Source organism: Streptomyces sp. NPDC006259 (genome assembly GCF_042870975.1).
Taxonomy (GTDB): Bacteria; Actinomycetota; Actinomycetes; order Streptomycetales; family Streptomycetaceae; genus Streptomyces.
The window spans coordinates 777,419-796,901 of the sequence record NZ_JBIAHY010000001.1; the positions used below are offsets into that span (position 1 = coordinate 777,419).

Consider the following 19,483-nt stretch of genomic DNA (forward strand, 5'->3'; position numbering starts at 1 on the left):
CGACCTGACGGCCTCCGTACCGGCGTACACCCACATCCCCCCACACCTTGAGCCGCGAACCTCGTCCGAATACAACACGAAGGACAGCTTGTGACGACCGACGCCTCCGCCACGGCCCCCCGTCGACCCGGTGAGCAGGCGCTCACCGCACTCGGCCTGGGCGCGCCCGCGCTGGATCCCGCCGACGCCTCCACCCACACCTTCCCCGGCGGCGGACGCTGGCGCACCGAGGTCCCTTCGTGCGAGGGCCCCGAGGCGCTGGCCGTCATCCTCAAGGAGGCCTCGCGCCTCGACGTGCCGATCCACCGGATCAGCCAGGGCAGCGGCGTGTGGATGCTGACCGATGCCGAGATCACCGAGATGGTCGAGGCCACCGGCGAGCGTGACATCGAACTCTGCCTGTTCACGGGGCCGCGCGGCACCTGGGACATCGGCGGTTCCACCCGGACCGACTCGCGCGGCGGGGGCCTCAGAGCCCGCGGGCACGACGCCGTCGCCGGATGCGTCGAGGACGCCGTCCGGGCCACGGAGCTGGGCGTCCAGTGCCTCCTCGTCGCCGACGAGGGCGTGCTGTGGACGCTGCACCGGGCCCGCCAGGCCGGCATCATCCCGGCCGAGACCACGCTGAAGGTGTCGGCGCTCATCGGCCCCGTCAACCCGGCGGCGTACGCGGTGTACGAGCAGCTCGGCGCCGACTCGCTCAACGTGCCCAGCGACCTGACGCTGGATCACCTCACCGAGATCCGCCGGGTGTCCGGCGCTCCCATGGACATGTACATCGAGGCCCCCGACGACCTCGGCGGCTACATCCGCATGTACGAGGTCGCCGAGCTGATCCGGCGCGGTGCGCCGCTGTACCTGAAGTTCGGTCTGTCCAAGTCCCCGGGGATCTACCCGTACGGCCACCAGCTGCGGGACCTGGCGCTGTCCACCGCCCGGGAAAGGGTGCGGCGCGGGCGGCTGGCCCTGGACCTGCTCGCGCGTCACGGAGCCGACGGCGACATGGCTCCTCTCGGCTCCCGGCTGCCGGGCGAACTGAAGCGATTCGACATCCGGTCATAACGTTCCGGAAACCCTGCTTCACAGAAGCCGACACAGGCGCGCAGAATCCCACACACCGCTTTCTCGGTCTTTCCGGCCTCGTTCCCGGAGCGTCCTTCGCAGCGCGAGACCGATCCCCTGCACTCACATCAAGGATGATGATCATGCGCAACCGCAGAGCCGCCCTCGCCGCCATAGCCGGAGCCGCCTCCCTCGCCCTGACGCTGTCCGCCTGCGGGCAGTCCGGCGAGGGCGGCAGCAAGGCGGCGTCGGACGACGCCAAGGGCGGGACCGTCGGCATCGCGATGCCGACCAAGTCCTCCGAGCGCTGGATCACCGACGGCGCCAACGTCGAGAAGGACCTCAAGGCCAAGGGCTATAAGACCAAGCTGGTCTTCGGCGAGGACGACCCCGACCAGCAGGTCTCGCAGATCGAAAACCTGATCACCCAGGGTGTCAAGGCGCTGATCGTCGCGGCCATCGACAACAAGTCGCTGAACAACGTCCTCCAGCAGGCCGCCGACGCCAAGATCCCGGTCATCTCCTACGACCGCCTGATCCTCGGCACGAAGAACGTCGACTACTACGCGTCCTTCGACAACGAGAAGGTCGGCAAGCTCCAGGCCAGCTACATCGTCGACAAGCTGGGGCTGGCGAGCGGCAAGGGCCCGTTCAACATCGAGCTGTTCGCCGGTTCCAACGACGACAACAACACCAAGTACTTCTTCAACGGTGCGATGAGCGTGCTCCAGCCGTACATCGACAGCAAGAAGCTGGTGGTCAAGTCCGGCCAGACCAAGATCACCCAGGTCACCACCCTGCGCTGGGACGGCGCCACCGCCCAGAAGCGCATGGAGGACATCCTCACCTCCTCGTACGCGAGCGGCCGGGTCGACGCGGTGCTCTCGCCCTACGACGGCATCTCCATCGGCATCCTCGCCGCGCTGAAGTCCGACGGCTACGGCAGCGCGAGCAAGCCGCTGCCGGTCATCACCGGCCAGGACGCCGAGCTGGCCTCGGTGAAGTCGATCATCGCGGGTCAGCAGTCGCAGACCGTCTACAAGGACCTGCGCAAGCTCGCCCAGGTCGCCACGGACATGGTCGACGCCTCCCTCAACGGCAAGAAGCCGGAGATCAACGACACCAAGTCGTACGACAACGGCACCAAGGTCGTCCCCGCCTACCTGCTCCAGCCGGTGAGCGTCGACAAGACCAACTACGAGAAGGAACTCGTCCAGGGCGGCTACTACACGGCGGACCAGCTCAAGTAAGCGTCGACCCACACGGATTGGAAGGCACGACCATGGCGGGACCCGTCCTGGAAATGCGCTCGATCGTCAAGACCTTTCCCGGCGTCAAAGCGCTGTCGGACGTCACACTGACCGTCCGTCAGGGCGAGGTCCATGCCATCTGCGGCGAGAACGGGGCCGGTAAGTCCACCTTGATGAAGGTGCTCTCCGGCGTCCATCCGCACGGCACCTACGAGGGGGAGATCCTCTTCGAGGGAGAGGTCTGCTCCTTCAGGGACATCCGGGCGAGCGAGCAGCGCGGCATTGTGATCATCCACCAGGAGCTGGCGCTGTCGCCGTACCTCTCGCTGGCGGAGAACATCTTCCTCGGCAACGAGCACGCCAAGGGCGGGTTCATCGACTGGCGGCAGACCCTGCGGCACGCCACCGAGCTGCTGCGCCGGGTCGGTCTCGACGACCACCCGGAGACCCGCGTCGCCGACATCGGCGTGGGCAAGCAGCAGCTCGTGGAGATCGCCAAGGCGCTCTCCAAGAAGGTGAAGCTGCTGATCCTGGACGAGCCGACGGCGGCGCTGAACGACGAGGACAGCGGCAAACTCCTGGAGCTGATCCTGGAGTTGAAGAAGCAGGGCATCACCTCGATCATCATCTCCCACAAGCTCAACGAGATCCGCAAGGTCGCCGACTCGGTGACGATCCTGCGCGACGGACGCTCCATCGAGACGCTCGACGTCAAGGCGGCGGAGACGACCGAGGACCGGATCATCAGCGGCATGGTCGGCCGGGACCTCGACCACCGCTTCCCCGAGCGCACCCTGATCGAGACGGACGAGGACGCGGCCCCGGCGCTGGAGATCCGCGACTGGACCGTGCACCACCCCATCGACCAGCAGCGCAAGGTCGTCGACGACGTGTCGATCCACGTGCGCCGCGGGGAGATCGTCGGCATCGCCGGGCTCATGGGCGCGGGCCGCACCGAGCTGGCGATGAGCGTCTTCGGCCGTGCCTACGGCCGGCACGCGGGCGGCACGGTCCTCAAGGACGGCAAGGAGATCCGTACCAAGACGGTCGCCGAGGCCATCCACCACGGGATCGCCTACGTCACCGAGGACCGCAAGCACTACGGCCTCAACCTCATCGACACGATCAACCGCAACATCTCGCTGACCGCCCTGAGCAAGGTCGCCAAGCGGGGCGTGGTCGACGAGCACGAGGAGCGGCAGGTCTCCGAGGGCTTCCGCAAGTCCATGAACATCAAGGCGCCCACCGTCTTCGAGCCGGTGGGCAAGCTGTCCGGCGGCAACCAGCAGAAGGTCGTCCTCAGCAAGTGGATCTTCGCCGGTCCGGACGTGCTGATCCTGGACGAACCGACGCGCGGTATCGACGTCGGCGCCAAGTTCGAGATCTACACGGTCATCGACCAGCTGGCCGCCCAGGGCAAGGCGGTCGTCTTCATCTCCTCCGAGCTGCCCGAACTGCTCGGCATGTGCGACCGCATCTACACGATGGCCGCCGGACGGCTCACGGGTGAGTTCCCGCGGGCCGAGGCCACGCAGGAAGTGCTGATGCGTCAGATGACGAAGGACAAAGAGGTAACGCGATGAGCACGGACGTGACGGACAAGAGCCCGGCGGCCGCGCCGCCCGGCAAGAGCGGGGGCTCGGCCACCGGCGGCGGGCTGCTCCAACTGGTGCTGAACGGCCTGCGCCGCAACATGCGCCAGTACGGCATGCTGATCGCGCTCGGCCTGCTCGTGGTCCTCTTCCAGGTGTGGACCGGTGGCGACCTGCTGCTGCCGCGCAACGTCTCCAACCTGGTCCTGCAGAACAGCTACATCCTGATCCTCGCGATCGGCATGATGCTGGTGATCATCGCGGGCCACATCGACCTGTCGGTCGGTTCGCTGACCGCGTTCGTGGGCGCCTTCGCGGCGGTCCTGACCGTCGAACACGACGTGGCGTGGCCCGTCGCGCTGGTGCTGTGCCTGATCGTGGGCGCGGTGGCCGGCTCGGTGCAGGGCTTCCTGATCGCCTATCTCGGCATACCCTCCTTCATCGTCACCCTCGCGGGCATGCTCCTCTTCCGCGGTCTGACGGAGATCTTCCTGGAGGGCCAGACCCTCGGCCCGTTCCCCGACGGCCTCCAGAAGATGGGCAACGGCTTCCTGCCGGAGGTCGGCCCGGACACCAACTACCACAACCTCACGCTGCTGCTGGGCTTCGCCCTGCTGGCGTTCGTGCTCCTCCAGGAGGTCCGCGACCGCAACCGTCAGCAGGAGTTCGCGCTCGAGGTGGTGCCCAGGAACCTCTTCCTGCTCAAGCTCGTCGCGATCTCCGCCGCGATCCTCACCGTCACGATGCTGCTCGCCAGCTACAAGGGCGCGCCGATCATCCTGATCATCCTCGGCGTGCTGGTCGTCGGTTACGGCTACATCATGCGCAACGCCGTCTTCGGCCGTCACATCTACGCCATCGGCGGCAACCTGCCGGCGGCGAAGCTGTCCGGCGTCAAGGACAAGAAGGTCACCTTCCTCGTTTTCCTGAACATGGGCGTGCTCGCGGCCCTGGCGGGTCTGGTGGTCGCCGCCCGTCTGAACGCGGCCTCGCCGAAGGCCGGCCTCAGCTTCGAACTCGAGGCGATCGCCTCGTCGTTCATCGGTGGCGCGTCCATGAGCGGCGGTGTCGGCACCGTCCTCGGAGCCATCATCGGCGGTCTCGTCCTCGGTGTGCTGAACAACGGCATGAACCTCCTCAGCGTCGGCACCGACTGGCAGCAGGTCATCAAGGGCCTCGCCCTGCTGATCGCGGTCGGCTTCGACGTCTGGAACAAGCGCAAGTCCGGTTCCTGAGCCGGAACGGGCCCCGCCGGAAGGCGGGGCCCGTTTCCGTTTCCGGAGCACACGAGCACAACCGAGCAGGCGCAGCACCGGACGGGCGCAGCACCGAACAAGGCGGGAAGCCGACAAGGCGGGGAAGGGGAGGGCGGGAAGTGGAGAAGACGCTGTTCGGCACGCTGGCCGACGGTACCGAGGTCTCCAGCTGGTCCCTGGAGAACGGCGGGACCCGGCTGAGGGTCCTCGACCGCGGCGGCATCGTCCAGTCCCTGGAGATCCCCGACCGGCACGGCGCGTACGCCAACGTCTGCCTCGGATTCGACACCATCGAGGACTACGTCGCCGCCAGTCCGTACTTCGGCGCGCTGATCGGACGGTTCGGCAACCGCGTCGCCGGCGGCCGCTTCACCCTGGACGGCGAGAGTCACCAGCTCCCCCTCAACGACGGGGACCACAGTCTGCACGGCGGCACCGAGGGCTTCGACCGGTGCCTGTGGGAGGTCGAGCCGTTCACCGACGGCGCGGACGTCGGCCTGCGCCTGTACCGCACCAGCCCGGACGGGGAGATGGGCTATCCGGGCACGCTGAAGGTGAGGGTGACGTACACGCTCACCGGGCGCGGCGAGTGGCGCATCGACTACGAGGCCACCACGGACCGGGCCACCGTCGTCAACCTCACCCACCACGCCTACTGGAACCTGGCCGGCGAGGGCAGCGGCACGATCGAGGACCACGAGCTGACCATCGCCGCCTCCCGCTACACGCCCGTCGGTCCGGGGCTGATCCCCACGGGCGAACTCGCCGAGGTCCGCGGCACGCCCTTCGACTTCCGGGAGACCAGGACCATCGGCCGCGACCTCCGGGCCGGTCACGTCCAGCAGGTCCTGGCGAAGGGCTACGACCACAACTGGGTCCTCGACAAGGGCGTCACCGCCGGCCCCGAGCACGTGGCGACGCTGCGCGACCCGCGCTCCGGCCGCACCCTGAGGATCGCCACCGACCAGCCGGGGGTGCAGTTCTACTCGGGCAACTTCCTGGACGGCACCCTCACCGGCAGCGGCGGCCGCACCTACCGTCAGGGCGACGCCGTCTGCCTGGAGACCCAGCACTTCCCGGACGCGCCGAACCACCCGTCGTTCCCCTCGACGGTGCTGCGGCCGGGGCGGACATACCGGACGACGACGATCCACTCGTTCGACCGCTGACCCGCCTTCACAGGGCGCGCACAGCTTCTCTCCGGTTCCCCGGGGTTTGAACAGCGTGACCCCCGTATCCGTATGGAGGGGTGGCCCGTGCTCCCCCGCGCGGGCCACCCACATGACGACGGGCCCGGTCGTCCCCGCCGGGTCCGCCCCGTACGGAGGTTCCATGGCCGACAACGTCACCTCGTTGTTCCGCAGCACCGCCGCGCACAGCCCGTCGATGGCGGCGCTGACGCGGGAGGGCGGCGACGGGGGCGGCCCGGTGGACTTCTGCATCCCCTGCAACCCGTACTTCCCCACCCCGCAGATGTTCGACGACATGGCGGCCCGGCTGCGGGACATCATCACGTACTACCCGAGCAGCGCCGACACGATCACCGCCGAGTTGTGCAGCCTGCTCCAGCTCCCGCCGCAGGCCGTCGCGATGGGCAACGGCTCCACCGAGCTGATCACCTGGATCGACCACCTGCTGGTGCGCGAGTCGCTCGCCATCCCCGTCCCCACCTTCGGCCGCTGGACCGACCAGCCCATGGAGACCGGCAAGCGGGTCGACATGTTCCCGCTCCAGGAGTCCAGCGGCTTCGCCCTGGACCTCGCGCAGTACGCCGAGTTCATCCGTGCGCGCGGCACCCGTGTCGCCGTCATCTGCAACCCGAACAACCCCGACGGCGGGTTCCTGCACAAGCACGCGATCGTGCAGTTCATGGACGCGATGGCCGACCTGGACCTGGTCATCATCGACGAGTCGTTCCTGGAGTTCGCCGACGCGGAGGCCGAACCCTCGGTCGTGCAGGAGGCGTTGCTGCGCCCCAACGTGATCGTCCTGCGCAGCCTCGGCAAGAACTTCGGCCTGCACGGCATCCGCTTCGGCTACCTGGTCGCCAACCCCGCCCTGGCCGGGCGCGTCCGCTCCATGCTGCCCAGGTGGAACCTCAACTCCTTCGCCGAGCACGTGGTGTTCATGCTGAAGGAGCACGGTCCCGAGTACGCGCAGAGCCTGATGCAGGTACGCCGTGACCGCCTGGACATGGCCAGTCAGCTCTCCGCGCTCCCCGGCCTGACCGTCTACCCCTCCCAGGGGAACTTCCTCTTCGTACGCCTTCCCGTGGGCGCCGAGGGCACGGTGGTCCGCGACCGGATGCTCACCGAGCACCGGATCCTGGTCCGCGAGTGCGGCAACAAGATCGGTTCCTCCAGCCGCTTCCTGCGGCTCGTGGTGCGCCCCCAGGTGGACGTGCGGCGCCTGGTGTCCGGCCTGGAACAGGTGCTCTACGGGACCAGGAGGGGAGCCGCCGTGCCCGAGCCGGACAACGGGACCGGCTACAGCTCGGGTACGGCGGCGGTGGACCGGCTGGTGGGAGCGACGAACGGGGCGGGTCTCCAGGGGCTGGCGGCGCAGGCGCAGTCCATGGGGGGCGGGATGGCGATGCCCATGCCCGCGCCCATGCCCGCGCCGATGCCCGCGCCGGCTGCTCGGATGCCGGTGCCGGTGCCGGTGCCGGCGGCGGCGCAGGTGTTCCCGCAATCGGTTCCGGAGCCGGCCCCGATGCCCGCGGCCGTCCCCGCGCCCATGCCCGCACCGATGAGCGCGCCGATGACCGCGCCCATGCCCGCGGTGGCCGCGGCGGCCTCCATGGCGCCGGTGCCGCCTCCGATGCGGATACCGATGCAGACGCCGATGGCGCCGCCCATGCCGGCCGCACCGGCCGCAGCGGCCGCACCGGCCGCCGGGCCGATGGGCGGGCCCGGTGGGCAGACGCCGCCGGGGGTGCCGGCCCGCGGGGGCCTCACGGCCGCGCAGGTACGGGGCACCAACGGCCTCTCCCCCGCGGCGACGACGGGCTGGCCGAACGCCCAGAACTGGCCCAACCCGGCGGGAATGGGCCAGGTGGGCTGACCCGGCCGAGACCAGGGGCCTCGCCCTCGGGCTCACGCACGACCCGTCTCGGTGGGACGGGAAGCGGCGGTCGCGGCAGGTCCGCGAGGGTCGCTCCTCGCCCCGCCGAGACGGGTGGCGGGGTGGGTCGGAAGGGGGTCAGGACGGGGTCAGGCGGGGGTCAGGCGCCACTGTTGGCAGGTGTTGTTCAACCACGTCCACTGGCGGACGTCCGCCGCGTCCGCCGTCGAGCAGTCCGCCACGTCGGCGACCTTGCCGGTGGACTGGTTCACGATACGGACGTAGTCGTTGTCCGTGGCGAGGAACCGGAAGCGCTGGCAGGTGTTGTTCAGCCACGACCACTGACGCAGATCGGCCCCGTCGGCGGTGGAGCAGTCCGCCGTGTCCAGCACCTTGCCGGTGGCGGCGTTCACCAGCCGGCTCGTGTCGTCGCCCTGGTCCTCCAGACGCCACCGCTGGTTGGCACCCCCGTTGCAGGCGTACTGCCGCACGTTGGCCCCGTCCGCGGCGGAACTTGCCGCGACCTCCAGGCACTTGCCGCTGTTCCGGTTGCGGACGGTGTACGTCGTCGAGGCCGCCGCGGGTTCCCCGGAGGGGCCCGTCTGACTGGAGCCGAGACGGACCGGCGTGCCGAGGTTCGGTGTCCCGTCGGAGTTCCAGGTGAACTTCTGCGCACGGGTCGTACGCCCGTTGTCGCAGCCTTCCGACGCGGCGTCGTTGGCGTGGTAGACGATCCAGCTCTCGGTGCCGTCGGGCGAGGTGAAGAAGCCGTTGTGGCCGGGGCCGTAGACACCGTTGGTGTCGCTGCGCTGGAAGACGGGGGTGGACTTCTTCGTCCAGGACGACGCCGACAGCGGATCGCTTCCGGTGAGGGTCAGCTGGCCGAGCTTGTAGTCGGGGGTCCAGCAGCCGCTCGCCGAGTAGACGAGGAAGGTCCGCCCGCCCCGCTGGAGGATCTCGGGCCCCTCGTTCACGGCACCTCCGCTCGTCTCCCAGGAGTTGGTGGGGGTCGAGATCGTGGAGAAACCGGTGGCCAGGGTGTACGGGTTGGACATGCGGGCCGCGACGAGGTTCTGGGTGCCGCCGTTGGCGCTGCCGAACAGATACAGCTGGCCGTTGATCGTGGCCACGGTCGAGTCCAGCATCCAGGCGGAGTTGAGCTGGTTGCGGTAGGTGTACGGCCCGAGGGGGTCGGAGCCCGCGCTCTCCAGGACGTGCGTGCGCTGGGTGGGGTTGTAGTCGGTGACGTTCTGGCCGGCGACGTAGTACAGGTACCAGCGGCCGTTCAGGTAGTGCAGCTCGGGTGCCCAGATGTTGCAGCAGCGGCTCGCCGCGTCACCCTGCCAGACCTGCACGCTGGGTGCGGTGGCGAGGCCGGCGAGGGTGGCGGACTTGCGGACGGTGATGACGCTCGTCCAACTCGTCGTCACCATGAAGTAGTTGCCGTCGTGGTACGTGATCCACGGGTCGGCGCCCTTCTGCGACTTGACGGGGTTGGCGAAGGAGGCCGCGCCGGCGGTGGACTGCCCGATCGAGAGGGCGAGCAGTAGCGCGGCCAGCAGGGTCAGTAGGCGACGGGCCATCCGCTGCTCCAGTTCAGGAGGTTGATGCCGAGTTTGGGGGTGCCGTTGTCGTTGCCGTCGTAGTAGTGGTAGACGATCAGGTCGCCGTCGGTGTCCTTCATGATCGACTGGCCGCCGGGGCCGATGTACCGCCCGTGCGACTCCAGGACCGGCGTGCCGCCGTTGTTCATGAGGGCGACACCGTTCTTGTCGTAGTACGGACCGGTGACGGCGGTGGCGCGGCCGACCTTGACCTTGTAGGTGGAGCCGGTGCCGGCGCAGCAGGTGTCGTACGAGGCGAAGAGGTAGTAGTAGCCGTTTCGCTTGACGATGTACGGCGCCTCGACGGCCTTGGTCCCGGTCGGGCGGGAGGCGAGGGAGCGGCGGGCGGTGTCGCCCGACAGCTGCTTCCCGGTGGCGGGGTCGACCTGGATCATCTTCAGACCCGTCCACCAACTGCCGAAGGAGAGCCACCACTTGCCGTTGTCGTCGACGAAGAGGTTGGGGTCGATGGCGTTGTAGTCGCTGGAGGTGGTGGAGGTGTACACGGTGCCCCGGTCGGTCCAGGAGCCGGGCAGTCCGGTGGTGGACGTGGCCAGGCCGATGGCGGACTTGTTGGAGCCGAAGGTGGAGACGGCGTAGTACATGAGGTACTTGCCGCCCTGGTAGGAGATGTCGGGCGCCCAGGCCTCGGTCGTCCCGTACGAGGACCACCAGCCCGGCTTCGTCGGGAAGGCGTCGCCGCCCGCGCCGAAGGCGACGCGGTCGGTGGAGGTGCGGTAGGAGAGCCCGCCACCGGTGGCGTAGAGCAGGTAGCGGCCGCCGGAGGTGCGGATCATCGTCGGGTCGTGCACGACGGTGGAGCCGGTGACCGTGCCGGGGTTGGGGTACGCGGAGGCGGCGGAGGGGACGAGGGCGAGCAGGATCGCGGCGGGGAGGGAGAGCAGTGCGGTCCGCCGTGAGGTGCGGAAGGCGTGGGGGGTGCGGGGAGTGCGGGAGGTGCGGGGAGTGCGGGAGATACGGGGGGTGCGGGAGGTGCGGCTCATGCGGACGCTCCTTCAGTGGGGTTCGCCGTCCGGAATACCGAACGACAGTCGCGTCGTCGGACGGGACCGTAGGAGCGAACTCCTCGCACGTCAATGGTCCACACAGGCCCCGAAACTTTTGCGAGAGCGCCCAGGCGTCCGGGAACCCCTCGATCCGCTTGTCCGGCAAGCTCCTTGACGGGCCGTCACTTTGCCCAACTGACAGCTCACCGACAGGAACACTCCCTACGGTGCCGTGTTCATGACAGACACCTCGAACGTCACCCCGGAAGTCGGCCCCGAAGTCACCGCCGACGTCACCCCCGCCGCACTCCGCCGCCCCGTCGGACGCCGGGCGGTGCTGATCGCCACCGGCGCCACCGCCGCCACCCTGGCCGTGGGCGCGGCGGCCGCCCCCGAGGCTCCGGCCGCGCCGGCCGCCGCACCCGCGCCCCCGGCCGCCGCGGCCGTGTGCACCCTCACGAAGGAGCTGACCGAAGGGCCGTACTACCTCGACGGACAGTACGTCCGCGCCGACATCACCGAAGGCAAGGCGGGCATCCCGCTGAAGCTGACCCTCAAGGTCGTCGACGACGACACCTGCGCACCCCTGCCCAACGCCCTGGTCGAGGTGTGGCACTCCGACGCGCTCGGCGAGTACTCCGGATTCGTCGGCAACAACGGCCACGACGAGCCGGACAACGGCACCTTCCTGCGCGGCGGCGTGCTCACCGACGCCGCCGGCGTCGCGGCGATCACGACCGTCTACCCGGGCTGGTACCGGGGCCGCTGCGTCCACATCCACGTCAAGGTCCACACGAACGTCACCCTGACCTCGGACGGCCACTTCACCGGCGGCCAGGAGCTCCACACCGGCCAGCTGTTCTTCAAGGAGACGATCACGGCCGCGGTCGGACGCGTCTCGCCGTACTCGACGAACACGGTCACCCGCACCACCCTCGCCCAGGACCCCATCTACGACGAGGGAGGCGCCGCCTCGGGCCTGCTCACCCTCACCGCACTGGGCGGCACCACCTCCGCGGGCTACGCGGGGACGCTCACCCTGGGCGTCGAACGCTGACCTCCGCGCCGGGCGGCACCGTGGTCGCGGTGCCGCCCGGCCGGCCCGGCGAACAGGCCCGGGAACGGGGTCGGCGGCCCGGGGCGCGGAGTCAGCCGTGCGGGATCTCGGCCGTCGGTGCCGCCAGGCCTTCGCGACGCATCCGCTCGCCTCCCCAGTCGCCGAGCGCCTCGAGCGCCTGGTTGAGCGTGCGCCCGTGCTCGGTCAGGGAGTACTCCACCCGGGGCGGCACCTCGGCATGGACCTCCCGGTGCACGAGTCCGTCCTCCTCCAGCTCCCGCAGGTGCTGGGTCAGCATCTTCTCGCTCACTCCGGGCAGCGCGCGACGAAGCTCGGCGAAGCGGCGTACCCGACGGGTGTCGAGTTCCCAGAGGATGAACCCCTTCCACTTGCCGCTCACCACGTCGAGCGCGGCGTCGATGCCGCAGAAGTAGGGCCCGCGTCTCGGCGCTCCGGCCATCACCCATCCCCCTTACGAAAAGGTAAGTACCGCAGAAAATAGTGGGTACTTACGAGAGTCGTGGCGCTGTCCGAGCATGGAGCGGTGAACGAACCACAGAACCTCACCACCAGGCAGGACAGCGCTGTCACCGTAATCGGGCTCGGCCCCATGGGCCAGGCGACGACCCGCGCCCTCCTCGGCGCCGGCCACCCGGTCACCGTCTGGAACCGCACCCCCGGCCGGGCCGACGGAGTCGTCGCCGACGGGGCGACGCGCGCGGCGACACCCGCCGACGCGGTCCAAGCGAGTGACCTCGTGATCCTCAGCCTCACCGACTACCGGGCGATGTACGACATCCTCGACGGCGCCACCGCCGCGCTCACCGGCCGGACACTGGTCAACCTCAGCTCGGACACGCCCGACCGCACCCGCGAGGCGGCGGCCTGGGCGGCGGGCCACGGCGCCGCCTTCCTCACCGGTGGCGTCATGGTCCCGGCGCCGATGGTCGGCACCGAGGCGGCGCACGTCTACTACAGCGGCCCCGAAGAGGTGATGGAACGTCACCGGGCGGCGCTGGAACGGCTCGGGGCGCCCAGGTATCTGGGCGCGGATCCGGGCCTCGCCCAGATGATGTACCAGGCCCAGCTCACGGTGTTCCTCACCACCCTGTCCGCCCTGATGCACGCCACCTCGATGCTCGGCACGGCCGGCATGAAGGCGGCGGAGGCACTGCCGGAGCTGCTCTCCTTCACCGACTCGATCGGCGCCATGCTGAGGGCCGGCGAGAAGACGCCCGGCGCCGCCCTGGACGCCGGGGAGCATCCCGGCGACCTCAGCACGGTCACCATGATGGGTGCGACGGCCGACCACATCGTCGAGACCAGCACGGCACTCGGCCTCGACCTCGCGCTCCCCCTCGCCGTACAGGGGCACTATCGGCGCGCGATCGAGGACGGACACGGCGGCGACAACTGGACCCGCGTCATCGACGGCATCCGAGAGCCGCGCTGACCCGATGCCGCACAGGCCGGGGTCAGGCGCCGGCCCTGCGGGCGATTCCCAGCCAGCCGGGTACGTCCACCTCCGCGCGCACCGTCTTGCCCGGCGGCGGGTCGCGGTCCAGCACCTCCCAGCGGGCCGCCAGCGCGTCCACCAGGAGCAGGCCCCGCCCCGACTCGTCCAGGGGGCAGGGGGCCTGTACGGCGCCGGGGCCGGGCGGGCGTGAGCCCGTGCGCGTGTCGGTGACCTCCACCCGGACGCTGCCCGGGATCAGGGCGAGCCTCAGCTCGAAGTCCCTTCCCGGCACGCGCCCGTGGGTCACCGCGTTCGCCGCCAGCTCCGCGACGATCACCGCGACCGCCTCGGAGACGTCCGTGCCGTGCGGGATGCCCCAGGTCTCCAGCTGGTGCAGCGCGAGGTGCCTGGCCAGGCGGGCGCCCCTCGGCGTGGCGCTCAGCCGCTGCGCGAACACACGTACGGTGACCAGGGGTCGGGGGGTGGGACGTACTGTCATACCGCCAATGTGGCGGCTCCCTCCGGGAGTTCACCAGGTCCGGGCCGCGTACGCTGCGCGAGCGTACGCGGTCACGGACTGGACAGTACTCGTCACCGTCCGTGACCATGGGGCGCGGGAGGTGACCATGGTGGTCGACGGGCAGGTGGGCGGGGGCAGCGGTGAGCCGGAGTCGTCGGACAGTCTGCGGACGTTCGGCGCGGTCGTCCAGGCGCTGCGCGAGTTCAACGGGCTGAGCAGGGAGGAGTTCGGCGGACTGGTCGGCTTCTCCAAACACACGGTGGCCTCCGTGGAGTTGGGCAGGCGCATGCCGGACGTCGACTTCGTCGAGGCGGCGGAGAGGGTGTTGGGGAACACCGGGGCGTTGCGGCGCGCCGTGGAGCATCTTGTGCGGCAGCCGGGGTTGGCGGCCTGGTTTCGGCGGTGGGCTTCGATGGAGAAGCTGGCCATCGGACTCTTCAACTACGAGTGCAGGATGATCCCAGGGCTCTTGCAGTCGGAGGCATACGCACGGCAACTGTTCGCCGACGAGCTGCCACCGCTGGCAGATCATCAGATCGAGGCTAACTGGACTGCTCGTGCGGGACGGCAGAAGTTGCTGCGGGAACGCCCGAACACCGCCTTCAACTTCATCATCGAGGAGCACGTGCTGTTGCGACAGACCGGGGGCGTCAGCGTCACGCGCGAGGCCATCGAACGCCTTCTGGACGCCGCCGAGTTGCGGAACGTCGAGATTCAGGTCATGCCCCTCGTCCAGTCCTCCCATGCCGGGCTGCACGGTCCGATCGCCCTGCTGGAGAGCCCGAAACACAAGTGGTTCGGATACAGCGAGGGCCAGGAGAGCGGGCACCTCATCTCCGACCCGAAAGGGATCAGCGTCCTCCAGAACAGGTATGCCAGGATTCGTTCACAGGCTCTCGCCATCCAGGATTCCGTGAGCCTGTTGCGACGGATGCGAGGAGAGCTATGAGCACGTCCGAACTTGCCTGGTTCAAAAGCAGTTACAGCAGCGGCTCGGGCGACAACTGCGTCGAGGTCGCCCTCTCGTGGCGCAAGTCCAGCTACAGCAGCAGTGGCGACGGCGACTGCGTAGAAGTCGCCGCCCTCCCCCACCACATCCACGTCCGTGACTCCAAGGACAAGGACGGCCCCCGGCTCGCCCTCTCCCCCGCCGCCTGGGCCGAGTTCGTCGCCCACGCCGGGAAGTGACCCCAGGGCCGCCCGCACCCGCGCGGGCGGCCCCTCGTCTCACCGGCCCGGACACTCCTTCCAGGCCATGTGGTACACCGTGCTGATGTCGCCGTCGGTCGAGTCCATGGTCATGAAGCTGACCTTGCCCGGTGCGGAGCTGCCCGCGCTGACCCGTAGCTCGGTGTTGATGTTGAAGTTGCGCTGGACCCCGCAGGGCGCCCACACGAGCTGTGCCCAGTCGGTGTTGTCGGTCGCCTGCCAGTTGTCGCTGTAGGCGCCGCTGAGGGGATGGTTCTTGTACACGGTGCTGGACGAGCCCTGGAAGTAGTACGAGGCCCGCTGCACGGCGGTGGCGCCCGGCTGGAGGAGGGCGAAGCCCCGGTAGTCCGCGCTGGCGATGGCGTAGGTGAAGCCCTGCGGGACGTGGACGATCAGGTTGAGCTGGCAGTTCTTGCGGAACGCCGTGGGGTCGGAGTTGCCGCCGGCCTGGGCGAGGTAGTCGCTGTAGGTGACGGTGAAGGCGGTGTTGTCCTCGGAGACGGCGATGGCCGCGGTGCCCGCCGGGCAGCCGGAGCCGTTCACCGTGGCGATGTTGATGACGATCTTGTCCGGGGGCGGGTCGACGAACCCGGAGGACGGGTTGGAAGCGGGTAGCGCCGAGGTGATGAGAGCGGCGACGGCACCGCTCAGAAGGAGCCCACCTGTCATGGTCTCTCCCTGGGTCGGGGGGTGGCTGCACCCGAGGGGTCGGCACGTCAACTCTGTGAAGAATCAATGGAGTTGATGTGAAGCCTCGGGGGCGTTCGCATCGTAGGGAGACCTCGGGGTCCCGGCCAGGCCGGACTCCGGCCATTCACCTCGGCCGGTGCACACCGGCACTCCGGCATCCGCGGGCAACCCTTTTCCCGCTCGCCCCAACTCCCCTGTGTAATCATTCCTGTTCGACCCGTTGACACCCTTCACACTCCCTCCTAAGGTCACGCCAGCATTCCGACCATCTGACGGGATTTCGAACAACGGAAGGCAAGCGCTCTCCGGAGCACCGGAATCAGCGCTCACGTGGCCGGAATGCCGTGGCGCGGCCCGACGTACCTACAGGTGCACGCCGGCAGGGGCATCACGAGAGTCGACGAGACCCGGATGCCAGGCCGCACCACCGCACGTGTCCCCAGTTCGTTCTGTCCAGCGCGCCCGGAATCCCCCTGGTACGACACCGGCGCGTCGGGACCCCCCTCAACGACGAGAAGAACAAGGAACGATCACCATGCGCACTCGAAGAGCCGCCCTCGGCAGCATCGCCGGAGCCGTCTCCCTCGCCCTCACCCTGTCCGCCTGCGGCGAGACCGGCGAGAGCAGCTCCGGCTCCGGCTCCGGGGGCGGCACCATCGGGATCGCCATGCCGACCCGGGCCTCCGAGCGCTGGCTCACCGACGGCAAGAGCGTCGTCAAGGACCTCCAGACCAAGGGCTACCAGACCAAGCTGGTCTACGGCGACGACGACCCTAAGGCCCAGGTGGCGCAGGTCGCGGATCTGGTCGAGCAGGGCGTCGACGCGCTGATCATCGCGGCCATCGACAACAAGTCGCTGACCGGCGTGCTCCAGAAGGCGGGCGACGCGGGCATCCCGGTGATCTCCTACGACCGGCTCATCCTCGGCTCGAAGAACGTCGACTACTACGTCTCCTTCGACAACGAGCAGGTCGGCCGGCAGCAGGCCCGCTACATCATCGACGAGCTGGGCCTGGAGGACGGCAAGGGCCCGTTCAGCATCGAACTGTTCGCCGGGTCTCCCGACGACAACAACACCAGGTACTTCTACGACGGCTCGATGCACCTCCTCCAGCCGTACCTGGACAGCAAGCAGCTGATCGTCCGGTCCGGCGAGACGAAACTCGACGAGATCACCACGCTGCGCTGGGACGGGCCGACCGCGCAGAAGCGCATGAGCCGCATCCTGTCCAAGTCGTACAACGGCAAGACGGTCGACGCGGTCCTGTCGCCGTACGACGGCATGTCCCTGGGCATCCTGTCCGCGTTCAAGTCCTACGGCTACGGCTCCTCCGGCAAGCCCCTCCCGATCGTCACCGGTCAGGACGCCGAACTCGCCTCGGTGAAGTCGATCATCGCCGGTGAGCAGTCGCAGACCGTCTACAAGGACCTCCGCGAACTCGCCACGGTCGCCGCGAACATGGCCGACGACATACTCAAGGGCAGGACGCCGAGGATCAACAACCGAAGGGGCTACAAGAACGGCGTGAAGGACGTGCCCGCCTACCTGCTCCAGCCGGCGACCGTCGACAAGAGCAACTACAGCTATGTCCTCGCCGGTTACTACACCGCCGAGGAGCTGAAGTAGCGGTCGCGACCCGGGCCGGGCCCGCCGGGGCGTCAGGGGTTCTCCCAGGCCGCCGGTTCCGCCGCCAGGTCGCGGACCGGGGCCGGGAGGGCGTCGGCGGCGATGTCGGCGACCGTGACGCCCTCCAGGATCTTGCGGACGTTGGCGCGCAGGGCGATCCACAGGGGCAGCATGGGCCGCGCGGTGCCCGTGTACGTCAGGCCGGTCGGGCGTTCGCCGCGGACGGACACGATCGGACCGTCCACCGCGCGGATCACGTCCGCGACCGTGATCCGTGCGGGGTCGCGGGCGAGCCGGTAGCCGCCGCCTCCGCCGCGCCGGCTCTCGACCATGCCGCCGCGCCGCAGGTCACCGAGGATCCCCTCCAGGAACTTGTGCGGGATGCCCTGCTCGGTGGAGATCGTCTCCGCCTTCACCGGGTCGCCGCCCTGGCGTACGGCCAGCTCCAGAACCGCCCGTACCGCGTAGTCCGCCCGCGCCGAGATCCTCATACCGACATTGTGGGGGCAGTCGGCGCCGTCCGGCTCAGGCCAGCCGGATCACGTTCCACGACAGCGGCTCCAGCGTCGCCCGCAGCGTCCCGTCGGTGACCGTCGTGCCGTCCACGGCGTGCGGGGTGACCCGCTCGGGGGCGTCGAGCGTGTTGCGGGCGTCCGGGTCGGCGTCGGCGAGCGCGCTGTGCTCGACCAGCCGCGAGATCCCGAGACCGGTCAGGGTGACCTCCAGCGGCAGCGCCCCGGTGCGGCCGCGGTTGACCGCGAAGACGGTCACCGTGCCGTCCTCCGCGCGGACGGCGGTGGCGTGCAGCAGGTCCGCCTCGCCGTACCTGCGGGTCTCGTACGTCGGCGAGTCCACCCGGACGTCGAGCACCTCGCCCCGCCCGTACCGCGACGCCTGCGCGAACGGGAAGAAGGTGGTCTGGCGCCAGGCCGGGCCGTCCGGCTCGGTCATGATCGGCGCGATGACGTTGACCAGCTGGGCCAGGCAGGCGACGGTGACGCGGTCGGCGTGCCGGAGCAGGGCGATGAGGAGGGAGCCGAAGACGACGGCGTCGGTGACGCTGTAGTTGTCCTCCAGGAGGCGGGGGGCCTCGGGCCAGTCGTCCTGCGCGAACGTCGTCGCCTGCTCCTGCCAGCGGGAGAGGTACCAGACGTTCCACTCGTCGAAGGAGAGGTTGATCCTCTTCTTCGACTTCAGCCGCGCGCCGACGTGGTCGCAGGTGGCGACCACGTTCTCGATGAAGGACTCCATGTCGACGGCGGAGGCGAGGAAGGAGTCCACGTCGCCGTCGACGGGCTCGTAGTAGGCGTGCAGGGATATGTAGTCGACCAGGTCGTACGTCTCCGCCAGGACCGTCGCCTCCCACTCGGCGAACGTCGGCATCGCCTGGGACGAGCTGCCGCAGGCGACGAGTTCGACGCCCGGGTCCTGCTGGCGCATGGCGCGGGCGGTCTCGGCGGCGATCCGGCCGTACTCCTCGGCCGTCTTGTGGCCGGTCTGCCAGGGGCCGTCCATCTCGTTGCCGAGGCACCACAGCCGGATGCCGAAGGGGTCCTTGTCGCCGTGCGCGGCGCGCAGGTCCGACAGGGCCGTGCCGGAGGGGTGGTTGGCGTACTCCTGGAGTTCGAGGGCCTCGGCCACGCCGCGGGTGCCCAGGTTGACGGCCATCATGGGCTCCGCCTGCGGGCCGATCTTCTTCAGGAAGGCGATGTACTCCGAGAGGCCGAACCGGTTGCTCTCCGTCGAGTGCCACGCCAGGTCCAGACGGCGGGGGCGGTCCTCCACCGGGCCGACGGAGTCCTCCCACTTGTAGCCCGAGACGAAGTTGCCGCCGGGGTAGCGGACGGCGGTGACGCCGAGTTCACGGACCAGGTCCAGGACGTCCTGTCGCAGCCCGGCCGCGTCGGCGGTGGCATGGCCGGGCTCGTAGACGCCGGTGTAGACGCAGCGGCCGAGGTGTTCCACGAAGGAGCCGAAGAGGCGGGGGTTCACTTCCCCGACGGTGAAGGCGGGGTCGAGGGTGAAGCGGGCGGTGTGCATGGTCGCCTTTCCTGGAGGTGTTCTGTGTCGCGGGCGGCTGACGGTGCGGG

Annotated in this window: 18 protein-coding genes; 11 read left to right on the forward strand and 7 right to left on the reverse strand. The window is 69.4% G+C overall.

The features are described 5' to 3' along the window. Positions 1-90 precede the first annotated feature (90 nt). The 6 genes from ACFYO5_RS03280 to ACFYO5_RS03305 all read left to right on the forward strand — a co-directional run bounded on the left by ACFYO5_RS03280 (position 91) and on the right by ACFYO5_RS03305 (position 8,223). Positions 91-1,062, forward strand: a complete 972-nt coding sequence (locus tag ACFYO5_RS03280; protein ID WP_388703597.1) for a hypothetical protein — start codon at positions 91-93, stop codon at positions 1,060-1,062. 143 nt (positions 1,063-1,205) lie between these two features. Further along, positions 1,206-2,312 (forward strand): multiple monosaccharide ABC transporter substrate-binding protein, encoded by a 1,107-nt coding sequence (chvE, locus tag ACFYO5_RS03285; RefSeq protein ID WP_356559586.1) that lies wholly within the window; start codon positions 1,206-1,208, stop codon positions 2,310-2,312. 32 nt (positions 2,313-2,344) lie between these two features. Next, positions 2,345-3,895 carry a multiple monosaccharide ABC transporter ATP-binding protein gene (mmsA, locus tag ACFYO5_RS03290; protein WP_388703600.1) on the forward strand — a complete coding sequence of 517 codons (1,551 nt, stop codon included), beginning with the start codon at positions 2,345-2,347 and terminating at the stop codon, positions 3,893-3,895. Beyond that, a complete protein-coding gene (gene mmsB, locus ACFYO5_RS03295; RefSeq protein ID WP_388703603.1) occupies positions 3,892-5,139 on the forward strand; it encodes a multiple monosaccharide ABC transporter permease in 1,248 nt (415 codons plus the stop codon). Before mmsA ends, mmsB begins: the two co-directional genes overlap by 4 nt. A gap of 140 nt (positions 5,140-5,279) precedes the next feature. Continuing rightward, positions 5,280-6,329, forward strand: a complete 1,050-nt coding sequence (locus ACFYO5_RS03300; RefSeq protein ID WP_388703606.1) for an aldose epimerase family protein — start codon at positions 5,280-5,282, stop codon at positions 6,327-6,329. A gap of 163 nt (positions 6,330-6,492) precedes the next feature. Further along, entirely contained in the window at positions 6,493-8,223 is a 1,731-nt protein-coding gene (locus ACFYO5_RS03305) for a pyridoxal phosphate-dependent aminotransferase (RefSeq protein ID WP_388703608.1), read from the forward strand. A gap of 149 nt (positions 8,224-8,372) precedes the next feature. Here ACFYO5_RS03305 and ACFYO5_RS03310 read toward each other — a convergent pair whose 3' ends face one another. Further along, positions 8,373-9,806, reverse strand: coding sequence for a family 43 glycosylhydrolase (locus ACFYO5_RS03310; RefSeq protein ID WP_388703611.1), 1,434 nt, complete (start codon positions 9,804-9,806; stop codon positions 8,373-8,375). After that, on the reverse strand, positions 9,788-10,831 hold the full coding sequence (locus ACFYO5_RS03315; protein ID WP_388703614.1) for an arabinan endo-1,5-alpha-L-arabinosidase: 1,044 nt from the start codon (positions 10,829-10,831) through the stop codon (positions 9,788-9,790). Before ACFYO5_RS03315 ends, ACFYO5_RS03310 begins: the two co-directional genes overlap by 19 nt. Before the next feature lie 241 nt (positions 10,832-11,072). On the opposite strand from ACFYO5_RS03315, the gene ACFYO5_RS03320 reads away from it, so the two are divergent. Beyond that, positions 11,073-11,891 (forward strand): intradiol ring-cleavage dioxygenase, encoded by an 819-nt coding sequence (locus ACFYO5_RS03320; RefSeq protein WP_388703617.1) that lies wholly within the window; start codon positions 11,073-11,075, stop codon positions 11,889-11,891. A gap of 91 nt (positions 11,892-11,982) precedes the next feature. Here the strand turns inward: ACFYO5_RS03320 and ACFYO5_RS03325 are convergent, their stop codons facing one another. Then, positions 11,983-12,351 carry a helix-turn-helix domain-containing protein gene (locus tag ACFYO5_RS03325; RefSeq protein ID WP_356559594.1) on the reverse strand — a complete coding sequence of 123 codons (369 nt, stop codon included), beginning with the start codon at positions 12,349-12,351 and terminating at the stop codon, positions 11,983-11,985. Between the two features lie 84 nt (positions 12,352-12,435). On the opposite strand from ACFYO5_RS03325, the gene ACFYO5_RS03330 reads away from it, so the two are divergent. After that, positions 12,436-13,344 carry an NAD(P)-dependent oxidoreductase gene (locus ACFYO5_RS03330; protein ID WP_388703621.1) on the forward strand — a complete coding sequence of 303 codons (909 nt, stop codon included), beginning with the start codon at positions 12,436-12,438 and terminating at the stop codon, positions 13,342-13,344. A 22-nt stretch (positions 13,345-13,366) separates the two neighbouring features. On the opposite strand, the gene ACFYO5_RS03335 is transcribed toward ACFYO5_RS03330, so the two are convergent. After that, positions 13,367-13,846, reverse strand: coding sequence for an ATP-binding protein (locus tag ACFYO5_RS03335; RefSeq protein ID WP_388703624.1), 480 nt, complete (start codon positions 13,844-13,846; stop codon positions 13,367-13,369). 127 nt (positions 13,847-13,973) lie between these two features. On the opposite strand from ACFYO5_RS03335, the gene ACFYO5_RS03340 reads away from it, so the two are divergent. Continuing rightward, on the forward strand, positions 13,974-14,816 hold the full coding sequence (locus ACFYO5_RS03340; RefSeq protein WP_388703627.1) for a Scr1 family TA system antitoxin-like transcriptional regulator: 843 nt from the start codon (positions 13,974-13,976) through the stop codon (positions 14,814-14,816). After that, the gene (locus tag ACFYO5_RS03345) at positions 14,813-15,055 is read left to right on the forward strand and encodes a DUF397 domain-containing protein (protein WP_388703630.1); all 243 of its coding nucleotides are present in this window, start codon (positions 14,813-14,815) and stop codon (positions 15,053-15,055) included. The genes ACFYO5_RS03340 and ACFYO5_RS03345 overlap by 4 nt, the downstream gene beginning before the upstream one ends. 39 nt (positions 15,056-15,094) lie before the next feature. On the opposite strand, the gene ACFYO5_RS03350 is transcribed toward ACFYO5_RS03345, so the two are convergent. Next, entirely contained in the window at positions 15,095-15,745 is a 651-nt protein-coding gene (locus ACFYO5_RS03350) for a DUF4360 domain-containing protein (RefSeq protein WP_388703632.1), read from the reverse strand. Positions 15,746-16,301: 556 nt separating this feature from the next. On the opposite strand from ACFYO5_RS03350, the gene chvE (ACFYO5_RS03355) reads away from it, so the two are divergent. Further along, entirely contained in the window at positions 16,302-17,393 is a 1,092-nt protein-coding gene (gene chvE, locus ACFYO5_RS03355) for a multiple monosaccharide ABC transporter substrate-binding protein (protein WP_388703635.1), read from the forward strand. Positions 17,394-17,425: 32 nt separating this feature from the next. Here chvE (ACFYO5_RS03355) and ACFYO5_RS03360 read toward each other — a convergent pair whose 3' ends face one another. Both ACFYO5_RS03360 and ACFYO5_RS03365 read right to left on the reverse strand, forming a co-directional pair. Further along, complete coding sequence (locus ACFYO5_RS03360; protein ID WP_356559601.1) at positions 17,426-17,884, reverse strand: Rrf2 family transcriptional regulator; 459 nt, start codon at positions 17,882-17,884, stop codon at positions 17,426-17,428. A 34-nt stretch (positions 17,885-17,918) separates the two neighbouring features. Then, complete coding sequence (locus ACFYO5_RS03365) at positions 17,919-19,433, reverse strand: alpha-N-arabinofuranosidase (RefSeq protein ID WP_356559602.1); 1,515 nt, start codon at positions 19,431-19,433, stop codon at positions 17,919-17,921. Positions 19,434-19,483: the final 50 nt, after the last annotated feature.

Coding starts and splice junctions, on each gene's coding strand:
- ACFYO5_RS03365 (WP_356559602.1), bottom strand. CDS start 19,433: ATGCACACCGCCCGCTTCACCCTCGACCCCGCCTTCACCGTCGGGGAA.
- ACFYO5_RS03360 (WP_356559601.1), bottom strand. CDS start 17,884: ATGAGGATCTCGGCGCGGGCGGACTACGCGGTACGGGCGGTTCTGGAG.
- ACFYO5_RS03320 (WP_388703617.1), top strand. CDS start 11,073: ATGACAGACACCTCGAACGTCACCCCGGAAGTCGGCCCCGAAGTCACC.
- ACFYO5_RS03340 (WP_388703627.1), top strand. CDS start 13,974: ATGGTGGTCGACGGGCAGGTGGGCGGGGGCAGCGGTGAGCCGGAGTCG.
- ACFYO5_RS03325 (WP_356559594.1), bottom strand. CDS start 12,351: ATGGCCGGAGCGCCGAGACGCGGGCCCTACTTCTGCGGCATCGACGCC.
- mmsA (WP_388703600.1), top strand. CDS start 2,345: ATGGCGGGACCCGTCCTGGAAATGCGCTCGATCGTCAAGACCTTTCCC.
- ACFYO5_RS03350 (WP_388703632.1), bottom strand. CDS start 15,745: ATGACAGGTGGGCTCCTTCTGAGCGGTGCCGTCGCCGCTCTCATCACC.
- ACFYO5_RS03305 (WP_388703608.1), top strand. CDS start 6,493: ATGGCCGACAACGTCACCTCGTTGTTCCGCAGCACCGCCGCGCACAGC.
- ACFYO5_RS03335 (WP_388703624.1), bottom strand. CDS start 13,846: ATGACAGTACGTCCCACCCCCCGACCCCTGGTCACCGTACGTGTGTTC.
- chvE (WP_388703635.1), top strand. CDS start 16,302: ATGCGCACTCGAAGAGCCGCCCTCGGCAGCATCGCCGGAGCCGTCTCC.
- ACFYO5_RS03310 (WP_388703611.1), bottom strand. CDS start 9,806: ATGGCCCGTCGCCTACTGACCCTGCTGGCCGCGCTACTGCTCGCCCTC.
- mmsB (WP_388703603.1), top strand. CDS start 3,892: ATGAGCACGGACGTGACGGACAAGAGCCCGGCGGCCGCGCCGCCCGGC.
- chvE (WP_356559586.1), top strand. CDS start 1,206: ATGCGCAACCGCAGAGCCGCCCTCGCCGCCATAGCCGGAGCCGCCTCC.
- ACFYO5_RS03315 (WP_388703614.1), bottom strand. CDS start 10,831: ATGAGCCGCACCTCCCGCACCCCCCGTATCTCCCGCACTCCCCGCACC.
- ACFYO5_RS03345 (WP_388703630.1), top strand. CDS start 14,813: ATGAGCACGTCCGAACTTGCCTGGTTCAAAAGCAGTTACAGCAGCGGC.